The organism is Rhodoplanes sp. SY1 (assembly GCF_046000175.1).
GTDB lineage: Bacteria > Pseudomonadota > Alphaproteobacteria > Rhizobiales > Xanthobacteraceae > Rhodoplanes.
Window position 1 is genome coordinate 68,056 of sequence record NZ_JBEOMB010000016.1, and the last position, 17,315, is coordinate 85,370.

The 17,315-nt window shown below is 70.1% G+C and carries 17 protein-coding genes; 2 read left to right on the plus strand and 15 right to left on the minus strand.

All coding sequences use genetic code 11. The features are described from left to right. Positions 1-80: 80 nt before the first annotated feature. A complete protein-coding gene (locus ABTU92_RS06205; protein WP_408088699.1) occupies positions 81-1,439 on the minus strand; it encodes a UbiD family decarboxylase in 1,359 nt (452 codons plus the stop codon). A gap of 257 nt (positions 1,440-1,696) precedes the next feature. Here ABTU92_RS06205 and ABTU92_RS06210 point away from each other — a divergent pair, with 257 nt between their 5' ends. Continuing rightward, on the plus strand, positions 1,697-2,677 hold the full coding sequence (locus ABTU92_RS06210; protein ID WP_408088701.1) for an ABC transporter substrate-binding protein: 981 nt from the start codon (positions 1,697-1,699) through the stop codon (positions 2,675-2,677). Between the two features lie 122 nt (positions 2,678-2,799). Here ABTU92_RS06210 and ABTU92_RS06215 read toward each other — a convergent pair whose 3' ends face one another. The 4 genes from ABTU92_RS06215 to ABTU92_RS06230 all read right to left on the minus strand — a co-directional run bounded on the left by ABTU92_RS06215 (position 2,800) and on the right by ABTU92_RS06230 (position 6,738). Beyond that, on the minus strand, positions 2,800-3,693 hold the full coding sequence (locus ABTU92_RS06215) for an NAD(P)-dependent oxidoreductase (RefSeq protein WP_408088703.1): 894 nt from the start codon (positions 3,691-3,693) through the stop codon (positions 2,800-2,802). A gap of 219 nt (positions 3,694-3,912) precedes the next feature. Then, the gene (locus tag ABTU92_RS06220) at positions 3,913-4,890 is read right to left on the minus strand and encodes a tripartite tricarboxylate transporter substrate binding protein (protein ID WP_408088705.1); all 978 of its coding nucleotides are present in this window, start codon (positions 4,888-4,890) and stop codon (positions 3,913-3,915) included. A gap of 73 nt (positions 4,891-4,963) precedes the next feature. Then, positions 4,964-6,070 carry an Ldh family oxidoreductase gene (locus ABTU92_RS06225; RefSeq protein ID WP_408088707.1) on the minus strand — a complete coding sequence of 369 codons (1,107 nt, stop codon included), beginning with the start codon at positions 6,068-6,070 and terminating at the stop codon, positions 4,964-4,966. Next, positions 6,067-6,738, minus strand: a complete 672-nt coding sequence (locus ABTU92_RS06230; protein ID WP_408088709.1) for an RraA family protein — start codon at positions 6,736-6,738, stop codon at positions 6,067-6,069. Before ABTU92_RS06230 ends, ABTU92_RS06225 begins: the two co-directional genes overlap by 4 nt. 285 nt (positions 6,739-7,023) lie before the next feature. Here ABTU92_RS06230 and ABTU92_RS06235 point away from each other — a divergent pair, with 285 nt between their 5' ends. After that, entirely contained in the window at positions 7,024-7,983 is a 960-nt protein-coding gene (locus ABTU92_RS06235) for a LysR family transcriptional regulator (RefSeq protein WP_408088711.1), read from the plus strand. A 347-nt stretch (positions 7,984-8,330) separates the two neighbouring features. Here the strand turns inward: ABTU92_RS06235 and ureC are convergent, their stop codons facing one another. The 10 genes from ureC to urtB all read right to left on the minus strand — a co-directional run bounded on the left by ureC (position 8,331) and on the right by urtB (position 17,090). Further along, positions 8,331-10,040, minus strand: a complete 1,710-nt coding sequence (gene ureC, locus ABTU92_RS06240; RefSeq protein WP_408088713.1) for an urease subunit alpha — start codon at positions 10,038-10,040, stop codon at positions 8,331-8,333. Positions 10,041-10,068: 28 nt separating this feature from the next. Continuing rightward, a complete protein-coding gene (locus ABTU92_RS06245; RefSeq protein WP_408088715.1) occupies positions 10,069-10,404 on the minus strand; it encodes a DUF6980 family protein in 336 nt (111 codons plus the stop codon). Continuing rightward, positions 10,404-10,709, minus strand: coding sequence for an urease subunit beta (locus ABTU92_RS06250; protein ID WP_408088717.1), 306 nt, complete (start codon positions 10,707-10,709; stop codon positions 10,404-10,406). Before ABTU92_RS06250 ends, ABTU92_RS06245 begins: the two co-directional genes overlap by 1 nt. Positions 10,710-10,721: 12 nt before the next feature. Beyond that, positions 10,722-11,309 (minus strand): formylmethanofuran dehydrogenase subunit E family protein, encoded by a 588-nt coding sequence (locus ABTU92_RS06255; protein ID WP_408088719.1) that lies wholly within the window; start codon positions 11,307-11,309, stop codon positions 10,722-10,724. Positions 11,310-11,317: 8 nt separating this feature from the next. After that, a complete protein-coding gene (locus tag ABTU92_RS06260) occupies positions 11,318-11,620 on the minus strand; it encodes an urease subunit gamma (protein ID WP_408088721.1) in 303 nt (100 codons plus the stop codon). Between the two features lie 19 nt (positions 11,621-11,639). Next, positions 11,640-12,521: an urease accessory protein UreD gene (locus tag ABTU92_RS06265; protein ID WP_408088723.1), complete on the minus strand. Its 882-nt coding sequence runs from the start codon at positions 12,519-12,521 to the stop codon at positions 11,640-11,642. A gap of 30 nt (positions 12,522-12,551) precedes the next feature. Further along, a complete protein-coding gene (gene urtE / locus ABTU92_RS06270; RefSeq protein WP_408088725.1) occupies positions 12,552-13,247 on the minus strand; it encodes an urea ABC transporter ATP-binding subunit UrtE in 696 nt (231 codons plus the stop codon). 154 nt (positions 13,248-13,401) lie between these two features. Next, positions 13,402-14,154 carry an urea ABC transporter ATP-binding protein UrtD gene (gene urtD / locus ABTU92_RS06275; RefSeq protein ID WP_408088727.1) on the minus strand — a complete coding sequence of 251 codons (753 nt, stop codon included), beginning with the start codon at positions 14,152-14,154 and terminating at the stop codon, positions 13,402-13,404. 4 nt (positions 14,155-14,158) lie between these two features. Next, positions 14,159-15,319 carry an urea ABC transporter permease subunit UrtC gene (gene urtC / locus ABTU92_RS06280; protein WP_408088729.1) on the minus strand — a complete coding sequence of 387 codons (1,161 nt, stop codon included), beginning with the start codon at positions 15,317-15,319 and terminating at the stop codon, positions 14,159-14,161. Between the two features lie 151 nt (positions 15,320-15,470). Continuing rightward, the gene (gene urtB, locus ABTU92_RS06285; protein WP_408088731.1) at positions 15,471-17,090 is read right to left on the minus strand and encodes an urea ABC transporter permease subunit UrtB; all 1,620 of its coding nucleotides are present in this window, start codon (positions 17,088-17,090) and stop codon (positions 15,471-15,473) included. Between the last annotated feature and the right edge of the window lie 225 nt (positions 17,091-17,315).

Below are 17,315 nucleotides of genomic sequence, written 5' to 3' on the forward strand. Positions count from 1 at the left end.
TGCCGCGTCGCGCGAGCCGGATTCCGCGACACGGCACCGCTCTCTCCCGTCCCGCACGGGCGGGACGGGGAGACGTCGGCTCACGTCCCGTCGCCGCGCTGCCCGGCCAGAAGCGCGGCGAGGTCGACCTTCGGGTAGACGATCTTGCTGTAGGAGCCCCGCAGCTCGGGCGCCAGCGTCGCGTCGATGATGGTCTTGGCGATCACGCCGGTGCGGTCGGCGGCCGGGTGCAGCTCGTTGCCGAGCGTGCCCGGAATGACGACCTGGTCGCGCTCCCAGCGCACCCGCGTCGACAGCGCCCAGAACAGCTCGGTCGGGTCGAAGATGTCGACGTCGGTGTCGACCACCACCACGGTGTTGATGTTGACGTGGGCGTTGAGCGCCGCGATGCCGACCGTCCGGGCCTCGCCGGGCCGCGGCTCCTCCATGGCGACGACCGCGAGAAATCCGGACGCGAAGGGCGGCAGCCAGGCGTCGCGCACCCGCGGCGAGGCCTGCCGACACAGGCGCTTCAGCTTGGGCTCGCGCGTCACCGCGGTGCCGAGCAGCAGGTGCTCGAACGAGGCGCCGGCCGTCGTCTGAAAAATCGGGTCGCGCCGATGCGTGATCGCCTTGACGATACCGACCGGCTGCGGATGCACGCCCGAGTAATGCCCCGTGTACTCGGCCATCGGGCCTTCGGCCTCGCGCTCGCCCGCGAGGATCTCGCATTCGAGCACGATCTCGGCGGTCGCCGGCACCAGCACGTCGCAGGTCTTCGCCCGCACCACCGCGGTCGGGGCGCCGCGCAAGGATCCGGCGATCTCGTACTCGTCGCCGTCGTAGCGATAGGCCGCGGCGATCATCAGGGCGGGGTCGACGCCGAGCGCCACGCAGAACGGCAGGTTCTCGCCCCGCTTCTCCGCCGCCTCGAAGAACTCGAGCAGATGCCGCCAGGTGTTGAGGTTGACGCCGATGCGATCCTTGCCCTTCACCTGCAGGCGCACATAGGACAGGTTGTGGCGGCCGCCGCCCGGCGCGCGGGCGATGACGACGCCGGCGTTGATGTAGGGGCCGCCGTCCTTCGGCGCGTGGGTCGGCACCGGGAGTGTGCCGAGATCGACCGCAGTCTCGACGACCTCCTGGCACGGCGCCGGCCCGTCGATCTCCTTCGGCGGCATGGGCGCCTGCGTCGCCGCCTCCATCACGTCGCCGAGAGCCTCGCGCGAGCAGCCGATCGCGAGCGCGATGCGCTCGTGCGAGCCGAGCGCGCTGCCGAGCACCGGCACGGACGAGCCGCTCACCCGGTGGAAGTAGGCCGCCTTCCCGTCCTGCTCGCAGGCGCGCAGCACCGCACCGAGGTCGTGCACCGGATCGACCGGCGCGGTGATGTCGCACAACAGGCCCTTCTGCCGGAGTGCCGCCATGAAGCTGCGGAGATCGTCGATGCGGCCCGTCATCGGTCCTCGAAAGCGGCAGGAGCTGCGCTGCATTGCGGCCGGACCTTAGGCGGGCGGAACCGGCGGCGTCAAACGCCCGCACGGCGGCGCGTCACGCAAGCCGAAACGGTAGCGCAGCGCCCCGCCCGTGTGAGGTCGACGGCTGATTCTGGCCCGCCATTTGCTAAACTCCGGACGACGGACGACGCCGGCGAGGGTGGACCCGCGGCCACGAGGAGGACGACGTGATGACACGGTTGGATCGACGGACGTGGGTCGTGGCCGCGCTGAGCGCGACCCTGCTGGCCGGCAGCTTCGGCGTCGCCGCGGCACAGAGCGCCGGCGGCGACGGCAGCCCCGACAAGGTCGTGATCAGATTCACCTGGAAGCTGAAGGGCGAGTACGCGCCGCTCTTCGTCGCCCTCGACAAGGGCTACTACAAGGCCGAAGGCCTCGACGTCACGCTCGCCGAAGGCTCCGGCGCCCAGACGGTCCTGAAGGTGGTCGCGAGCGGCCAGGAGCCGTTCGCCTACGGGCCGGCCGTCAACGCCGTGCAGGCGGTCGGCCAGGAGCTGCCGGTCAAGCTCGTCGCGCTCTATCAGGCGTCCACCCCGATGGGCGTCATCTCGTTTCCCGACATGCCGCTGAAGACGCCGAAGGACATGGAGGGCAAGTCGATCGCCATCTCGTCGGGCGAGACCTTCTCGGACATGATCCGGCCGTTCCTCAAGGTCAACGGCGTCGACATCGAGAAGGTCAACCGCGTCCAAATGGACAACTCGGCGCGCGCCTCCCAGTTCATGGCGCGTCGCGTCGACCTGATGTCGGTGTTCCTCACCAACGACCTGCCCAAGATGGAGCACGTCGCGAAGGCCAAGTTCAACGTGATCAAGGTCGCGGATTTCGGCCTGTCCGTGCCGGGCGCGGCCCTGATCGTCAACACGGCCTGGGCCGAGAAGAACCCGGTGCTCGTGAAGAAGGTGCTGCGCGCCACGGCCAAGGGGTACGCCGACGCGATGGCGGATCCGGTCGCTGCCGCGCAGATCTTCCAGAAGTACCTTACCATCAAGGAAGACCCCGGCGTGCTGGAGCGCCAGGTGCGGGCCACGGTGGAGTCGACCAATGCGCCGGCCGGCAAGCCGATCGGCTGGCAGGACGACACGACCTGGACCCGGTGCCTCGACCTCCTGACCGAGACCGGCACCGTGAAGGTGCGCAAGGATCCGGGCGCGTACTACACCAACGCGTATCTGGAGTGAGGTTCGCGACAGAACCCGAAGCCGTCATGCCCGCGCTTGACGCGGGCATCCACGTCTTCGCTGAATCAGCGCGACAGATCGCGTGGATGGCCGGGACAAGCCCGGCCATGACGATGCAAAACTCAAGGCTGCACCTGCCGTATCCCCGACAGCTCCTGGATCAGGGCGCCGACGGCGCCCCAGTCGAGGTCGGCCCGGCCGGTCTGCACGAGGGCTTTCAGGAGCTGGTGGATGCCGGCCGAGACGGGCGCGTAGACGCCGGTGCGGGTCATCGCCGCGACCGCGATGCGCAGATCCTTCTCCATCAGGCGAGCCCGGAAGCCGGGCGTGAAATCGCGCGCGATCAGGCGCGCGGCGTGCCGTTCCAGCACCGTGCTGTTCGCCGCGCCGCCGCGCAGCGCCTCGCGCACGCGTCCGGGGTCGACGCCCATGCTGAGCGCAAGAGCGACCGCCTCGCTCGCGCCCAGCATGTTGGCGGCGACGCAGATCTGGTTGCACGCCTTCGCCACCTGGCCGGCCCCATTGTCGCCGATGTGGACGATCGTCGTGGCGATCGCCGCCAGGCACGGCCGCACCTGGTCCAGCACATCCGCGGGCCCGCCGACCATGCAGGACAGCGTCCCGTCGGCCGCGCCCTTCTGGCCGCCCGACACCGGGCAATCGAGCATGGCGATGCCGTCCGCCGCGAGCTTTTGCGCGAAGTCGCGACTCGCGACAGGGTCGATGGTCGAGGTGTCGATCACGGTCGAGCCGGGCGAAAGCGCGGCGGCGACGCCCCCGTCACCAAACAGCACGGCGGCGACGTCCTCGGTCGCCGGCAGGCAGAGGACCACGACGTCACGGCCATGCGCCGCCTCGGCGGCCGAGCCGGCGAGCCGCGCTCCGAGCGCCGTCACGGGCGCCGCCTTGGTGGCGGTCCGGCTGAACACGGCGAGATCGAAGCCCTTGCGGGCCAGATTGGCGGCCATGCCGCCGCCCATCACGCCGAGCCCGACGAAGGCGACCTTCTGTGGCATTCCGATTCCCTTACTTGGCGCGCGCAGCCGTGGGCGCTGCACCGCATCAGCCCTCATGGTGAGGAGCGGACGTCGTCCGCGTCTCGAACCATGAGGCCACCAGGCCGTCCAAGGTCGTGCGACAGCGGCTTCGGCGGACCGCCCTCGCCCCTTCTAGACGCGGCCTGCGGCCGCTCCTCAGGGTGAGGGCGGGAACAGATCAGACACGGGTCGGCCGGCTCACTCCTTGCGCAACGCCTGGACCTGGCTCGACGTGTCGGCCATCGCCTTCATGAAGGCGGCCGCATCGAGATAGCCGAGCTCCACGTTCATCTTCCTGGCGAGCTCGGCCATGCGGTCGCTCTTCATCACCCGGTCGAACGTCTCGCGATGCCAGCGGATGATCGGCTCGGGCGTGCGCGACGAGATCAGCAGGCCCTTCATGTTGTCCATGCTCATCGCGTAGCCGAGCTCGGCGACGCCCTTGACGTCCGGGACGATGGCGCTGCGGTCCGAGACGGTCGCCAGGATGTACGCGTTGCCGGCGTCCGCCTGCGCCTTCGCCTCGGCCGGAATGACGAGCGTCATGTCGATGTTGCCGCTGAGCACGTCCTTGAACGCGTCGGCGCCGCCCCGATACGGGACGTGGTTGAGCTTGACGCCGGCCGCCTTCTCGAAGGCCTCGAAGCCGGCATGCAGGATGCCGCCGACGCCGGACGAGCCGTAGGAGATCTTGCCCGGATTGGCCTTCGCGGCCTTCACCAGCGCGTCGAGCGTGTCGTAGGGACCCTTGCGGCTGGTCACCAGCACCATGTGCTCGCGGTTGACGCGGCCGATCGCGGCGAAGTCGGCGAGCTTGTAGTTGAGCTTGGTGTAGTGCGGCAGCGTCGTGCTCTCGCTGCCGCCGCCGAGCAGCAGCGTGTACCCGTCCGGCTCGAGATGGGCGACCACGTCGGCCGCGATGGCGCCGGCGCCGCCGGGCCGGTTCACGACCACGAACTTCACCGGCGCGATCTCGTCGGCGGCCGCCGCGTAGAGGCGGGCGATCACGTCGGTGCCACCGCCGGCCTGGAAGCCGACGAAGATCTGGACGATGCGATTGGGCTGCCACGCCGGCGCGGCCGCCTGGGCCGCGGCCGACGAGACGCCGTGCGAAAACGCTCCCGGCAGCGCCGCCGTCCCGAGGGTGGCGGCGAGGAAGCGACGTCGGTCGATCATTGTTCTCTCTCCCACGATGACGGTGTTCTGTGTTGCTTCGGGGGCTCCGTCCGGCCCGGTGACACGGGCAGTCTCAGTCTCGGGCGCGCTCTCCGGCGGCGATCGCGGCTGGTCGGCCGCCGCGCGCGACGGCCGGCGCCGGCCAGGCGATGCCGGCCTCGCGGCCGAGTGCCGAAAGCTCGTCGACGAGGGCGGGCGGCAACGCGATCCCTTCGGCGCGGCGCGTCGTGGCGAGCCGGTGCTCGTGCTCGCCGGCGTAGAGGATCTCGGAGAAGCCGTCGGCCCTGGGCTCCGCCTTGAGCAGCGCGATGTAGTCGGCGAGCCGCTCGGTGAACATCGCGAGCGGCAGGAAGCGTCGGACATCGAGGACGAAGAAGAAATGGCCGACGTTCTGGGGCGCGTGCCAGTCGTCGTACATGTTGCGGATGTGCGGGCCGTAACCGGCCCCGGTCAGCACGCCGGACAGGATGTCGATCCCCATCGACAGGCCCGAGCCCTTCGCGCCGCCGACCGGAAGCACGGCGCCGTCGAGCGCCGCGCTCGCATCGGTGGTCGGACGGCCGGCCTTGTCGATCGCCCAGCCGAGCGGGATCGTCTCGCCCTTCTTGGACGCCGAAAGGATCTTTCCGCGCGCCACGTGGCTGGTCGCCATGTCGAGCAGGAACGGCGCGCCCTCGCGGGTCGGGAAGGCGATCGCCAGCGGGTTGGTGCCGATGAAGGGTCTCAGGCCGCCGGTCGGCGGCATGGTCTGCGATGCGTTCGACATCACGATCGCGGCGTAGCCCATCGCGGTCGCCTGCTCGGCGAAATAGGCGGCGGTGCCGAAGTGATTGGAGGCGCGCACGCCGACGCAGGCGACGCCGTGCCGGCCGGCGCGGTCGAGCGCCACCTCGAGCGCCTTCTGGCCCACATAGGCGCCGAAATTGTTGCCGCCGTCGATCCGCACCGTCGGTCCGTCGTCGCGCTCGATGCGCGGCTCGGCGGCGACGTCGATCATCCTGCCGGCGACGCGCTTCAGGTAGATCGGCAGGCGCAGCACGCCGTGCGAATCGACGCCGCGCAGATCGGCGCAGACGAGCGAGTCGGCGACGATCTCCGCGACGCGCGCCGGCACGCCAGCCGCCGCGAAGACGGCGGCGCAGAAGGCGCCGAGATCCTCGGCCCGGACCGGGCCGCTCACGGCTTGTATCCCCGCGCCGCGAGCGTCGCGTCGACCCAGCTGCGGTCGACGGTCCCGTCGGCGATCGAGGCGAGGATCACCGTCTCGCGCTCCATCTGCGCGCGGCAGAGCGTGGCGATCTCGGCGGCGCCGTCGCGCGGAATCGCGAGCACGCCGTCGGCGTCGCCGATCACGATGTCGCCCGGCCGCACCGGCATGCCGCCGATCGAGACGAGGCCGTTGATCTCGCCGGGACCATCCTTGTAGGGCCCGCGATGCGTGACGCCGCGGGCGTAGACGGCGAAGGGCTGGGTCGCCATGCTGTCGGTATCGCGCACCGCGCCGTCGATCACGAAGCCGGCGATGCCCTTCTTGGCGGCGAGCGTCGTCATGATCTCGCCGATGATCGCGTTGGTGAGGTCGCCGCCGGCATCGACCACGATGACGTCGCCCGGCTGCGCGAGGTCGATCGCCTTGTGGACCATCAGGTTGTCGCCCGGCCGGGTGCGCACGGTGAGCGCCGTGCCGAGCAGCGGCGTGCCGTCGTGATACGGCCGGAGACCGGTGCCGCCCGCGAACAGGCGGGCCATGTTGTCGCTGGCGATCGGGGTCGGGACGCCGCGGAACGCCGCGAGCAGGGCGGGATCGATGGCGGGGGCACGCGGAGCGATGCAGAAGCCAATGGGCATGGGACCTGTTCCAAAGCGTTGGTGCCCAAACGCTAGGCGGCCCTTGAAGAGACGTCCAATAACTTGGTACTTTGTTATTGATACGGATTTCGTCTGGACCACCGACGTAGAGCCGTCACTCCGCCCTCCCCCTGAGGAGGCCGCGCAGCGGCCGTCTCGAAGGGCGAGGGCGGCCACCGGCGGCGCCCGTGGCCCCATGGTTCGAGACGCGGCCTGCGGCCGCTCCTCACCATGAGGGAGGACGTTCGGCGCGAGACGTTCCGATCGAACAGTGCGGTAAGCCCAATGGACCTCCTCCGCCTGAAGAGCTTCCTGGTCCTGGCCGAATGCCTGCATTTCGGCCGGGCTGCGGCGCGGCTCGGCATCGCGCAGCCGCATCTCAGCCGGCGCATCCGCGAGCTCGAAGCCGAGATCGGCGTGTCGCTGTTCACCCGCACGCAGCGGCGCGTCGAGCCGACCGCCGCCGGCATCACGCTGCGGCTGCGCGCCACCCGCATCCTGGAGGAGGTCGAGCGCGCCAAGATGGAGGCGCGCCAGATCGGCACCGGCGCGGCCGGCCGGCTGCGCATCGGCTTCATCCACTCGTCCACCTACGGCATGCTGCCGGCGATCATCCGCTCGTTCCGGGCCAAGCGTCCCGCGGTCGTGCTCGATCTCGTCGAGATGACCATGGTGGAGCAGATTCGCGCGCTGCGCTCCGGCGACATCGACATCGGCCTGTTGCGCTCGCTGCCGGACTGCCCCGACATCGCCTTCGAGACCGTGATGCGCGAGCCGTTCCGGCTCGCCGTGCCGCCCGACCACGCTTTCTCGCGCCGGGCGACGGTGGCGATGCGCGACCTCTCCGGCGAGCCGCTGGTGCTGTTCCCGCGCGAGACGAGCCCGCTGTTCCACGCCCGCATCACGGCGGCCTGCGAGCGCGCCGCCGTGACGCCGGTGATCGTCCAGGAGGCGACGCAGATTCACACCGTCATGGGCCTGGTCGCGGCCGGCATCGGGCTCGCGCTGGTGCCGGCCTCGGCCGAGCGGCTGCCGCGCGCCGGCGCCGTGCTGATCGATCTGGTCGACCCGCCCGAGCCCGCCGACGTCAGCGTCGCCTGGCCGAACGGACGCATGCCGCTGCTGGTGCCGCCGTTCCTCGCCGCCGCGCACGAGGCGGCGGCGGGGTTGGAGGAAAGCTCGCCTGACAAGTCACGCCCGAGGTCGAGGGGCCGAGCGAAGTCGACATCCTCGGTGTCGCCTTGATCAGCGCGGGTCGACGACAACGAGGTCCGAGCAAGAACCGCCCTCCACCCCCGACCCCTCCCCGCCACTCGCTTCGCGAGCGGGGGGAGGGGAGTCTAGGCGCCCTGCATGACGAATACCGAGGCGCTGCGACTCCCCTCCCCCCGCGCCCGCAGGGCGTGGCGGGGAGGGGTCGGGGGTGGGGGGAGGCCGCGGATGAGGGAGCCGGCAACGTGCCGACAGCACTCGCCCACGCTCCGCTCATGCCCGCGAAGGTGGGCATCCAGGAGCGTCATCCTGTGCAGCCCCTGGGTCCCCGCCTTCGCGGGGACGAGCGGAAACAAACGTGCGTGTGGCGTCAGAAATGATCAGAACAAGAAATACCGCTGCGCCATGGGCAGGACCTCGGCGGGCGCGCAGGTGAGGAGCTCGCCGTCGGCCCGCACCTCGTAGGTCTCGGGGTCGACGTCGATCCTCGGCGTCGCGCCGTTGTGGATCAGGCTCGCCTTGCCGATGGTGCGGGTGCTCTCCACGGCGACGAGATCTTTCGCCGTGCCGAGCTTTTCACGCAGTCCCGAGGTCGCGGCCGCCTTCGAGACGAACACCAGCGACGATGCGGTGAGCGAGCGGCCGAAGGCGGCGAACATCGGCCGGTAGTGGACGGGCTGCGGCGTCGGAATGGAAGCGTTGGGGTCGCCCATCGGTGCCGCGACGATCGAGCCGCCCTTGATGATGCAGTCCGGCTTGACGCCGAAGAAGGCCGGCGACCACAGGACGAGATCGGCGAGCTTGCCCGGCTCGACCGAGCCGATGTGGTTCGCCACGCCGTGGGCGATCGCCGGGTTGATGGTGTACTTGGCGACGTAGCGCCGGACCCGCAGATTGTCGTTGTCGCCGGTCTCGCCGGGCAGCCGGCCGCGCTGCTTCTTCATCTTGTCGGCCGTCTGCCAGGTGCGGATGATCACCTCGCCGATGCGGCCCATCGCCTGACTGTCCGACGACATCATCGAGAGCGCACCGAGGTCGTGCAGGATGTCCTCGGCCGCGATCGTCTCTTTCCGGATGCGGCTCTCGGCGAAGGCGAGATCCTCGGCGATCGACGGGTCGAGATGGTGGCACACCATCAGCATGTCGAGATGCTCGTCGATGGTGTTCTTGGTGAACGGCCGCGTCGGGTTGGTCGACGACGGCAGCACGTTCGGCAGGCCCGCCACCTTGATGATGTCGGGCGCATGGCCGCCGCCGGCGCCCTCGGTGTGGAAGGCGTGGATGGTGCGGCCCTTGAACGCCGCGATCGTGTCCTCGACGAAGCCCGACTCGTTGAGCGTGTCGGTGTGGATCATCACCTGCACGTCGTGCTCGTCGGCGACCGACAGGCAGCAGTCGATCGCGGCCGGCGTGGTGCCCCAGTCCTCGTGCAGCTTGAGCGCACAGGCGCCGGCCTCGATCATCTCGACCAGCGCGGCGGGGCGCGAGGCGTTGCCCTTGCCGGCGAAGCCGAGATTGACCGGGAACGCATCGGCCGCCTGGATCATGCGGGCGATGTGCCACGGTCCCGGCGTGCAGGTCGTCGCATTCGTTCCCGCCGCCGGTCCCGTACCGCCACCGAGCAGCGAGGTGACACCGGACATCAGCGCGTCCTCGACCTGCTGCGGACAGATGAAGTGGATGTGGGTGTCGAAGCCGCCGGCCGTGAGGATCTTTCCTTCGCCGGCGATGACCTCGGTGCCGGGACCGATCACGATCGTCACGTTCGGCTGAATGTCGGGATTGCCGGCCTTGCCGATCGCGGCGATGCGGCCTTGCCTGATGCCGACATCGGCCTTCACGATGCCCCAGTGGTCGACGATCAGCGCGTTGGTGATCACCGTGTCGACGGCGCCGTCGTGGTTGGTGATCTGACTCTGGCCCATGCCGTCGCGGATCACCTTGCCGCCGCCGAACTTCACCTCCTCGCCATAGGTGGTGAGGTCGCGCTCGACCTCGATGAACAGCTCGGTATCGGCGAGCCGCACCCGGTCGCCCGTGGTGGGGCCGAACATGCCGGCATAGGCGGAACGCTCGATTTTCACGGCCATGTCGATGTGCCTGCTCTCGCTGTGCCTGCTATGGGCTCGCGGCGGGCATGCGCCATGCCGCCGAACGGTATTTCTCGGGAAGCGTGTCGGTGTCGGACGGGTCCAGGCCCAGCGCCTCGATCTCGTCGAACCAGCGGTCGCGCTGGCTCTCCGGCAGCCTGGCGCCGCACCAGGGGCAATAGGCGATGACGACGTAGGACGGCCCGCCGTCGTGGACGATCAGCCCGTACTCGTCGAACTTCTCCGCGTAGACGATCAGCGCGTCCGGGCAGTCGAACGGGTCGGCATGCTCGGCGCATCTGAAATCGAGCTGATGGCGCATCTGCTCGCAGCAATGCGCGGCACGGGCGGGCGCATCGACCATCAGAGCGGGCCCATCACATCCTGCCTGAAACCGTAAATGGTGCGGGTGCCGGCGAGCGCGACCAGCGTCACCTGTCGCGACTGGCCGGGCTCGAACCGCACCGCCGTTCCGGCGGCGATGTCGAGCCGGAAGCCGCGCGCCTTGTCACGATCGAAGCGCAGCGCCGGATTGGTCTCGAAGAAGTGGTAGTGCGAGCCGACCTGGATCGGCCGGTCGCCCGTGTTCATCACCGTGAGCGTCACGGTCTCGCGACCGGCATTCAGCGTGATGTCGCCCTCGGCCGTGACGATCTCGCCCGGGATCATGAGGTCCTCCTGTCAGGGTCGCGGCGCCGGCGGCGGGGCCGGCGGCGCCGGCGGCAGCTCGCGCACCGTCATCATGTCGGCCGCCGGGATCGCCATCACGGCGTCCCAGCGCGCGATGCCGGTCGGCTCCTTGTTGATGTCGCGCAGCCGCGGCCAGATCGTCGCGGGCACGGCGTAGTCCAGCGTGCGGCCGCTCGGCTTGTGGCGGATGACGACGCGGCCGAACAGCCCGTCACCGGCCGGCGTGTCGGCGACCCGCAGGCTCGCCTGACCGGGCGAGGCGCGGGTCGCGATCATCACGCCGTCGACGATACACGGGCACGGCGCACCGGGGCTGGTGTGATAAGTCACGTCGAGCTCGCGCGGCGCCGCCCCGAGCTTTTGGCGCGCGTCGTCGCCGATCCGGATACCAGCGGCGATCAGCGAGCCGAAGCCGCCGTGCACGCGGGCGCCGAGCGAGATCCACAGGTCCCGCTCGTCCGGCGGTGTCGTCTCGATCGGCCCGTCATGCGCGGCGAGCGGCCCGACGCCGGCCGGGAGGATCGCGAGCAGAACGACGAGCGCGCAGGCGACGGCGAAGACACGATGAAGGAAGGACATGGACACGCTCAGCGGATCGGATCGTGGACGGTGACGAGCTTGGAGCCGTCCGGAAACGTCGCCTCGACCTGGATCTCGGGGATCATCTCCGGGATGCCGTCCATCACCTGGGCGCGCGTCAGCACCGTGGCACCGGCCGCCATCAGCTCGGCGACGCTGCGGCCGTCGCGGGCGCCCTCCAGGATGAAGTCGGAGATCAGCGCCACAGCTTCGGGGTGGTTGAGCTTGACGCCGCGCTCCAGCCGCCGGCGCGCCACCATGGCGGCCGTGGCGATCAGGAGCTTGTCCTTTTCACGCGGTGTGAGATGCATCGCAGGAACCCGTATCTGATCAATTGAGCCACAAAGGCGGCAGCGGTCCACCCGACGCCAGAGAGAGTGCCGTCGCGAGATCGTGGCGCAGGCTCTCGCCGTCCGGCGCGCAGAACCGTGCCGCCGTGATGCCGTTCCACGACGACGCGCCGACCTCTCCGCGCAGTCCCTCGCACGCGCGAAGCGCCGCGACGAAGGCCTCGTCGGCCGGCATCAGAAGAATGATCGCGACCGCGACGCCGCCGGCCGCCACGGCCGGTTCGCGCAGGGTCTGCGCGATCGCGCCGTCGAGCCGCATCGTCTCGGCGTAGACGAGCCGGCCGGCGCGGCGCACCCGCCAGCGGTCCGAGAACCAGCCCTCGACCACCGCCTCGTCCATGCCGGTGCGGCCGAACACCACGGCCTCGGCCAGCAGCAGCCGGGCGTCGTCGGCGAGGTCGACATCGATGGTGCGGGCGAGGCGCGCGCGATCGAACAGGATCATCTCGCGCGGCATCCAGGCGAGGCTCGCGCCGCGACCGACCGTGAGCCGGACCTGCATGCGGGCCGGCGCGCTCTGCGCGCGATAGACCTTCTCGGCCGACGACGTCGTGACCCGGACCGAGGCTCCCTCCTCCACGGCGATGTCGATGTCGGAGCGGTCGCCGCCGGCGATGCCGCCGGCCGTGTTGACGAGCACGGCATCGAGCGCGGGCGAGGGCCGCGCCGGGTTCGGGAAGCGCACGCGCAGCGAGCCTTCCTCGAACACATGCGTGCGGCAGGTTTGCGTGCGGCAGGTTTGCGTGCGGCGGCTCGCGCCCTGGCGCAGCCCGACGCCGAGCCGGACCGTGCCGGTCGCCCGGTTGGCCGCGAAGATCGCGCCCTGCGGGTCCTCCCGCCCGCCCGCCGCCTGCTCGCTCAAGACGTCCCCCGGCTCCAGCTCGCGCGACGATCAGAGCGCGAGCGCGCGCCGCAGAGCTCCGTCGTCGAGATCGGCGCGGCCCGCCGCGTAGACGACGCTGCCGCGATCCATGACGGCGAAAGCATCGCCGAGTTCGCGGGCGAAGTCGAGATACTGCTCGACCAGCACGATGGCGATGCCGCCGAGGTCGCGGAGATACGCGATGGCGCGGCCGATGTCCTTGATGATCGACGGCTGGATGCCCTCGGTCGGCTCGTCGAGCAGCAGGAGCCGCGGCCGCATCACCATGGCGCGGCCGATGGCGAGCTGCTGCTGCTGGCCGCCCGAGAGGTCGCCGCCGCGCCGGCCCAGCATGTCGGCGAGCACCGGGAACAGGTTGAACACGTCGGGCGGGATCGCCCGGTCGCGTCGCGGCAGCGCCGCGAAGGCGGTCTCCAGATTCTCCTTCACGGTGAGGAGCGGGAAGATCTCGCGTCCCTGCGGCACATAGGCGATGCCGCGGCGGGCCCGGCGGTCGGGCGCGAGGCCGGCGATGTCGGCGCCCTCCCACGCGATCACGCCGGCCTTGACGGCGTGCTGGCCGACGATGGCGCGCAGGAGGCTCGTCTTGCCCACGCCGTTGCGCCCCAGCACGCACGTCACCTGGCCGGGCGCGGCCGCGAGGCTCACGCCCCGCAGCGCCTGCGCGGCGCCGTAGTAGAGATCGATGGACTGGACGTTCAGCATCCGCGGCAGACCTTGTCAGGGGGCGAATAGCGAATAGCGAGTAGCGAATGGGGAAGAGGGCCGGCGAGGGACACTCGCTACTCGCTACTCGCTACTCGCTACTCGCTACTCGCTACTCGCTACTCGCTACTCGCTACTCGCTACTCGCTACTCGCTACCGTCCCAGATACACCTCGACCACCCGTTCGTTCTCGGAGACCTGGTCGATCGAGCCCTCGGCGAGCACGCGGCCCTCGTGTAGCACCGTGACCTTGACGCCCAGCGCGCGCACGAAGGTCATGTCGTGCTCGACGACCACGACGGTCTTCTCGACGTTGATGGCGCGCAACAGCTCGGCGGTCTGATGCGTCTCGGCGTCCGTCATGCCGGCGACCGGCTCGTCGACCAGCAGGAGTTTTGGATCCTGCGCCAGCAGCATGCCGATCTCGAGCCACTGTTTTTGGCCATGCGACAGGCTTCCCGCCAGGCGCGAGCGCGCTGTCGTCAGCCGGATGGTGTCCAGGATGGACGAGATGCGCTCGCGCGCGGACGCCGTCTCGCGCCATGTCACGGCGGTGCGGGCGCGGCGGTCGCCGGCGAGCGCGAGGCGCAGATTGTCCTCCACGGTGTGCGAATCGAACACGGTCGGCTTCTGAAACTTGCGCCCGATGCCCAGCACCGCGATCGAGGCCTCGTCCAGTGTCGTGAGATCGTGGGTGCCGTCGAACATCACCTCGCCCGAGTCGGGGCGGGTCTTGCCCGTGATCACGTCCATCATGGTGGTCTTGCCGGCGCCGTTCGGGCCGATGATGGCGCGCATCTCGCCCGGCGCGATGGTGAGCGACAGGCTGTTCAGCGCCTTGAAGCCGTCGAACGACACGCTGACCGCGTCGAGATAGAGAAGCGCCGATGTGGTGCGGAGTTCCATCGTCTCACTCCGCCGCCGCGGGCTTCGGGGCCGGGCCGTCGGCCGGTGTCGCGGTCGTCTCGGCGGCCTCCGCCGCCGCGGCCCGCCGGCGGGCCCGCCAGTGCGAGAGCGTGCCGACGATGCCGCGCGGCAGCCACAGCGTCACGCCGACGAACAGGCCGCCGAGCAGGAACAGCCAGTAGGGCGCGAGCGCCCCGCTGGTGAAGGTGGTCTTGGCGTAGTTGACCAGCAGGGCGCCGACGACGGCGCCGACCAGCGTGCCGCGGCCGCCGACCGCGACCCAGATCACGGCCTCGATGGAGTTCGCCGGCGAGAACTCACCCGGATTGATGATGCCGACCTGCGGCACGTAAAGGGCACCGGCGACACCCGCCATGCAGGCCGAGACGACGAACACGGCGAGCTTGTAGGACTCGACCCGGTAGCCGAGAAAGCGGGCGCGGGCCTCGGCGTCGCGGATCGCGACCAGCACCATGCCGAACTTGGACGCCACCAGCACGCGGCAGACGACGTAGCCGAGCGCGAGTGCCACGCACGAGATGGCGAACAGCGCCGCCCGCGTCCCGTCCGCCTGCACGTTGAAGCCGAGAATGTCCTTGAAGTCGGTGAGGCCGTTGTTGCCGCCGAAGCCGAAGTCGTTGCGGAAGAAGGCGAGCATTAGGGCGAAGGTCATCGCCTGGGTGATGATCGAGAAGTAGACGCCGGTCACCCGGCTGCGGAACGCGAACCACCCGAACACCAGCGCGAGCAGGCCGGGCACGAGCAGCACCATCAGCATCGCGTAGGGAAAGTGAGAAAATCCCCACCAGGCGAGCGGCAGCTCCTTCCAGTTGAGGAACACCATGAAGTCGGGCAGCAGCGGATTGCCGTAGACGCCCCGCCCGCCGATCTGACGCATCAGATACATGCCCATGGCGTAGCCGCCGAGCGCGAAGAAGGCGCCGTGGCCGAGCGACAGGATCCCGCAATAGCCCCAGATCAGATCGATCGACAGCGCCAGCAGGGCGAAGCAGACATACTTGCCGAACAGCGAGACCAGATAGGTCGGCACGTGCAGGGGCGAGGACTCGGGCAGCGCGAGATTGAGGATGGGGATCGCGATCGCCACGACCGCGACGACGATCAGGAACGCGATGCTGCCGCGGTCGAGCGCGCGGGGAGTCATGGCACGGCTCCGCCATCCGACCCTCCGCGTGTCCCCGCGAAAGCGGGGACCCAGGGGCCGCGCGACGTGGTGCCGCCCTGGGTTCCGGCTCGACGGTGCGGCACTGCGTGCCGCACCGCGTCCGGGACACGAAGCCGAGACAGACGCACGCTCATGCCTCGATCGCCCTTCCCTTCAGCGCGAAGAGGCCGCGCGGGCGGCGCTGGATGAACAGGATGATCAGCACCAGGATGGCGATCTTGCCGAGCACGGCGCCGGCGAAGGGCTCCAGGAACTTGTTGGCGATGCCGAGCGTGAAGGCGCCGACCAGCGTGCCCCACAGGTTCCCCACGCCGCCGAACACCACGACCATGAACGAATCGATGATGTAGCTCTGGCCGAGATTGGGCGAGACGTTGTCGATCTGAGAGAGCGCGACGCCGGCGATGCCAGCGATGCCGGAGCCGAGCCCGAAGGTGAGCGCGTCGATGCGGGCCGTTCGGATGCCGACGCAGGCCGCCATGCCGCGGTTCTGCGTCACGGCGCGCATCTCCAGTCCCAGGCGGGTGAAGCGCAGCATGGCGAGCAGCAGCGCGAACACGGCGAGGCTGAAGCAGACGATCCACAGCCGGTTCCAGGTGATGGCGAGCTGGCCGATCTCGAAGGCGCCGCTCATCCACGACGGGTTGCTCACCTCCTTGTTGGTCGGACCGAAGGCGGTGCGCACCGCCTGCTGCAGGATCAGCGACAGGCCCCAGGTGGCGAGCAGCGTCTCCAGCGGACGGCCGTAGAGGAAGCGGATGACGCTCTTCTCGATGAGAATCCCGATCAGGCCCGTGACCACGAAGGCGAGCGGCACGGCGACGGCGAGCGACCAGTCGAGCGTCAGCGCCGCCGGCAATGGCAGCGTCACGCCGATCGTCGTGCCCGGGATGGCGAGGGCAATCGCCTTCTGGCGGATCGCCTCCTGCACCACGAAGGTCGTGTAGGCGCCGAGCATCACCATCTCGCCATGCGCCATGTTGATGACGCCCATCACGCCGAACGTGATGGCGAGCCCGATGGCGGCGAGCAGCAGCACCGAGCCGAGCGAGATGCCGTACCAGGCGTTCTGCGCCGTCTCCCACATCTGCAGGCGGCCGCGGATGGCGCTCGCGGCGCCGTCGGCGGCGCCCTGCAGGGTCGCCGGCGTGCCGGGCGGCAGCGCCGAGAGGAGGGCGAGCGCCGCCTGGTCGCCGCGCTCGCGCAGCGTGGCGACCGCCTCGATGCGGGCCAGATCCGCCGCTTCGGCGGAGCCGATCAGGATCGCGGCGCGCGCCTCGGCGAGCGCCGTCTTCACCTGCGGGTTCCCTTCCGCGGCAAGCGCGGCTTCGACGGCGGCGAGCGCGCCCGCGTCGCGTGACTTGAACACCGCCTGGGCGGCATCGAGCCTTCGGGCCGGATCGGGCGCCCGCAGCGTCAGCGCGCCGAGCGCCGCTTCGACGGCGCGGCGCAGCCGGTTGTTGAGGCGGACGCGCTTGAGATCGCCGGCCGGAGGGGCCGGGCTCACGGCCGCGCCGGTCGCGGCGTCCTTCACGACGCCGGCGTCGTCGATCAGCACGCGGCGTCCGGCCGGATCGGCCAGGAGCTTGCCGTCCTGCAACGCTTTTACAACTGCAAACGCCCGGACGTCGCCGCCGGCGCCGAGCGCCGCGACACCCGCTTCGGTGTCGGCATAGGAGTCGGTGAGAAACTTTTGCAGCGCATCGTCGAAGGCGTCGGCACGAAGGGACGACGTCGGCGGCACGATCATGAGAAGAGCCGCAAGGATTGCGAACAGGAGAATCCGCAAATGCTCTCGCTCGGGGCTTACCCCCCTCCCTGGCCCTCCCCCACAAGGTGGGAGGGAACAGGATGGGGCAGCGCCACCTGTGTCACGACGGCGTCTGTTCGCGGCAATTCCGATCGGAGTCACGAAGACGAGCCCTTCCTTCGGGGTTCCCTCCCCCCTTGTGGGGGAGGGACAGGGAGGGGGGTG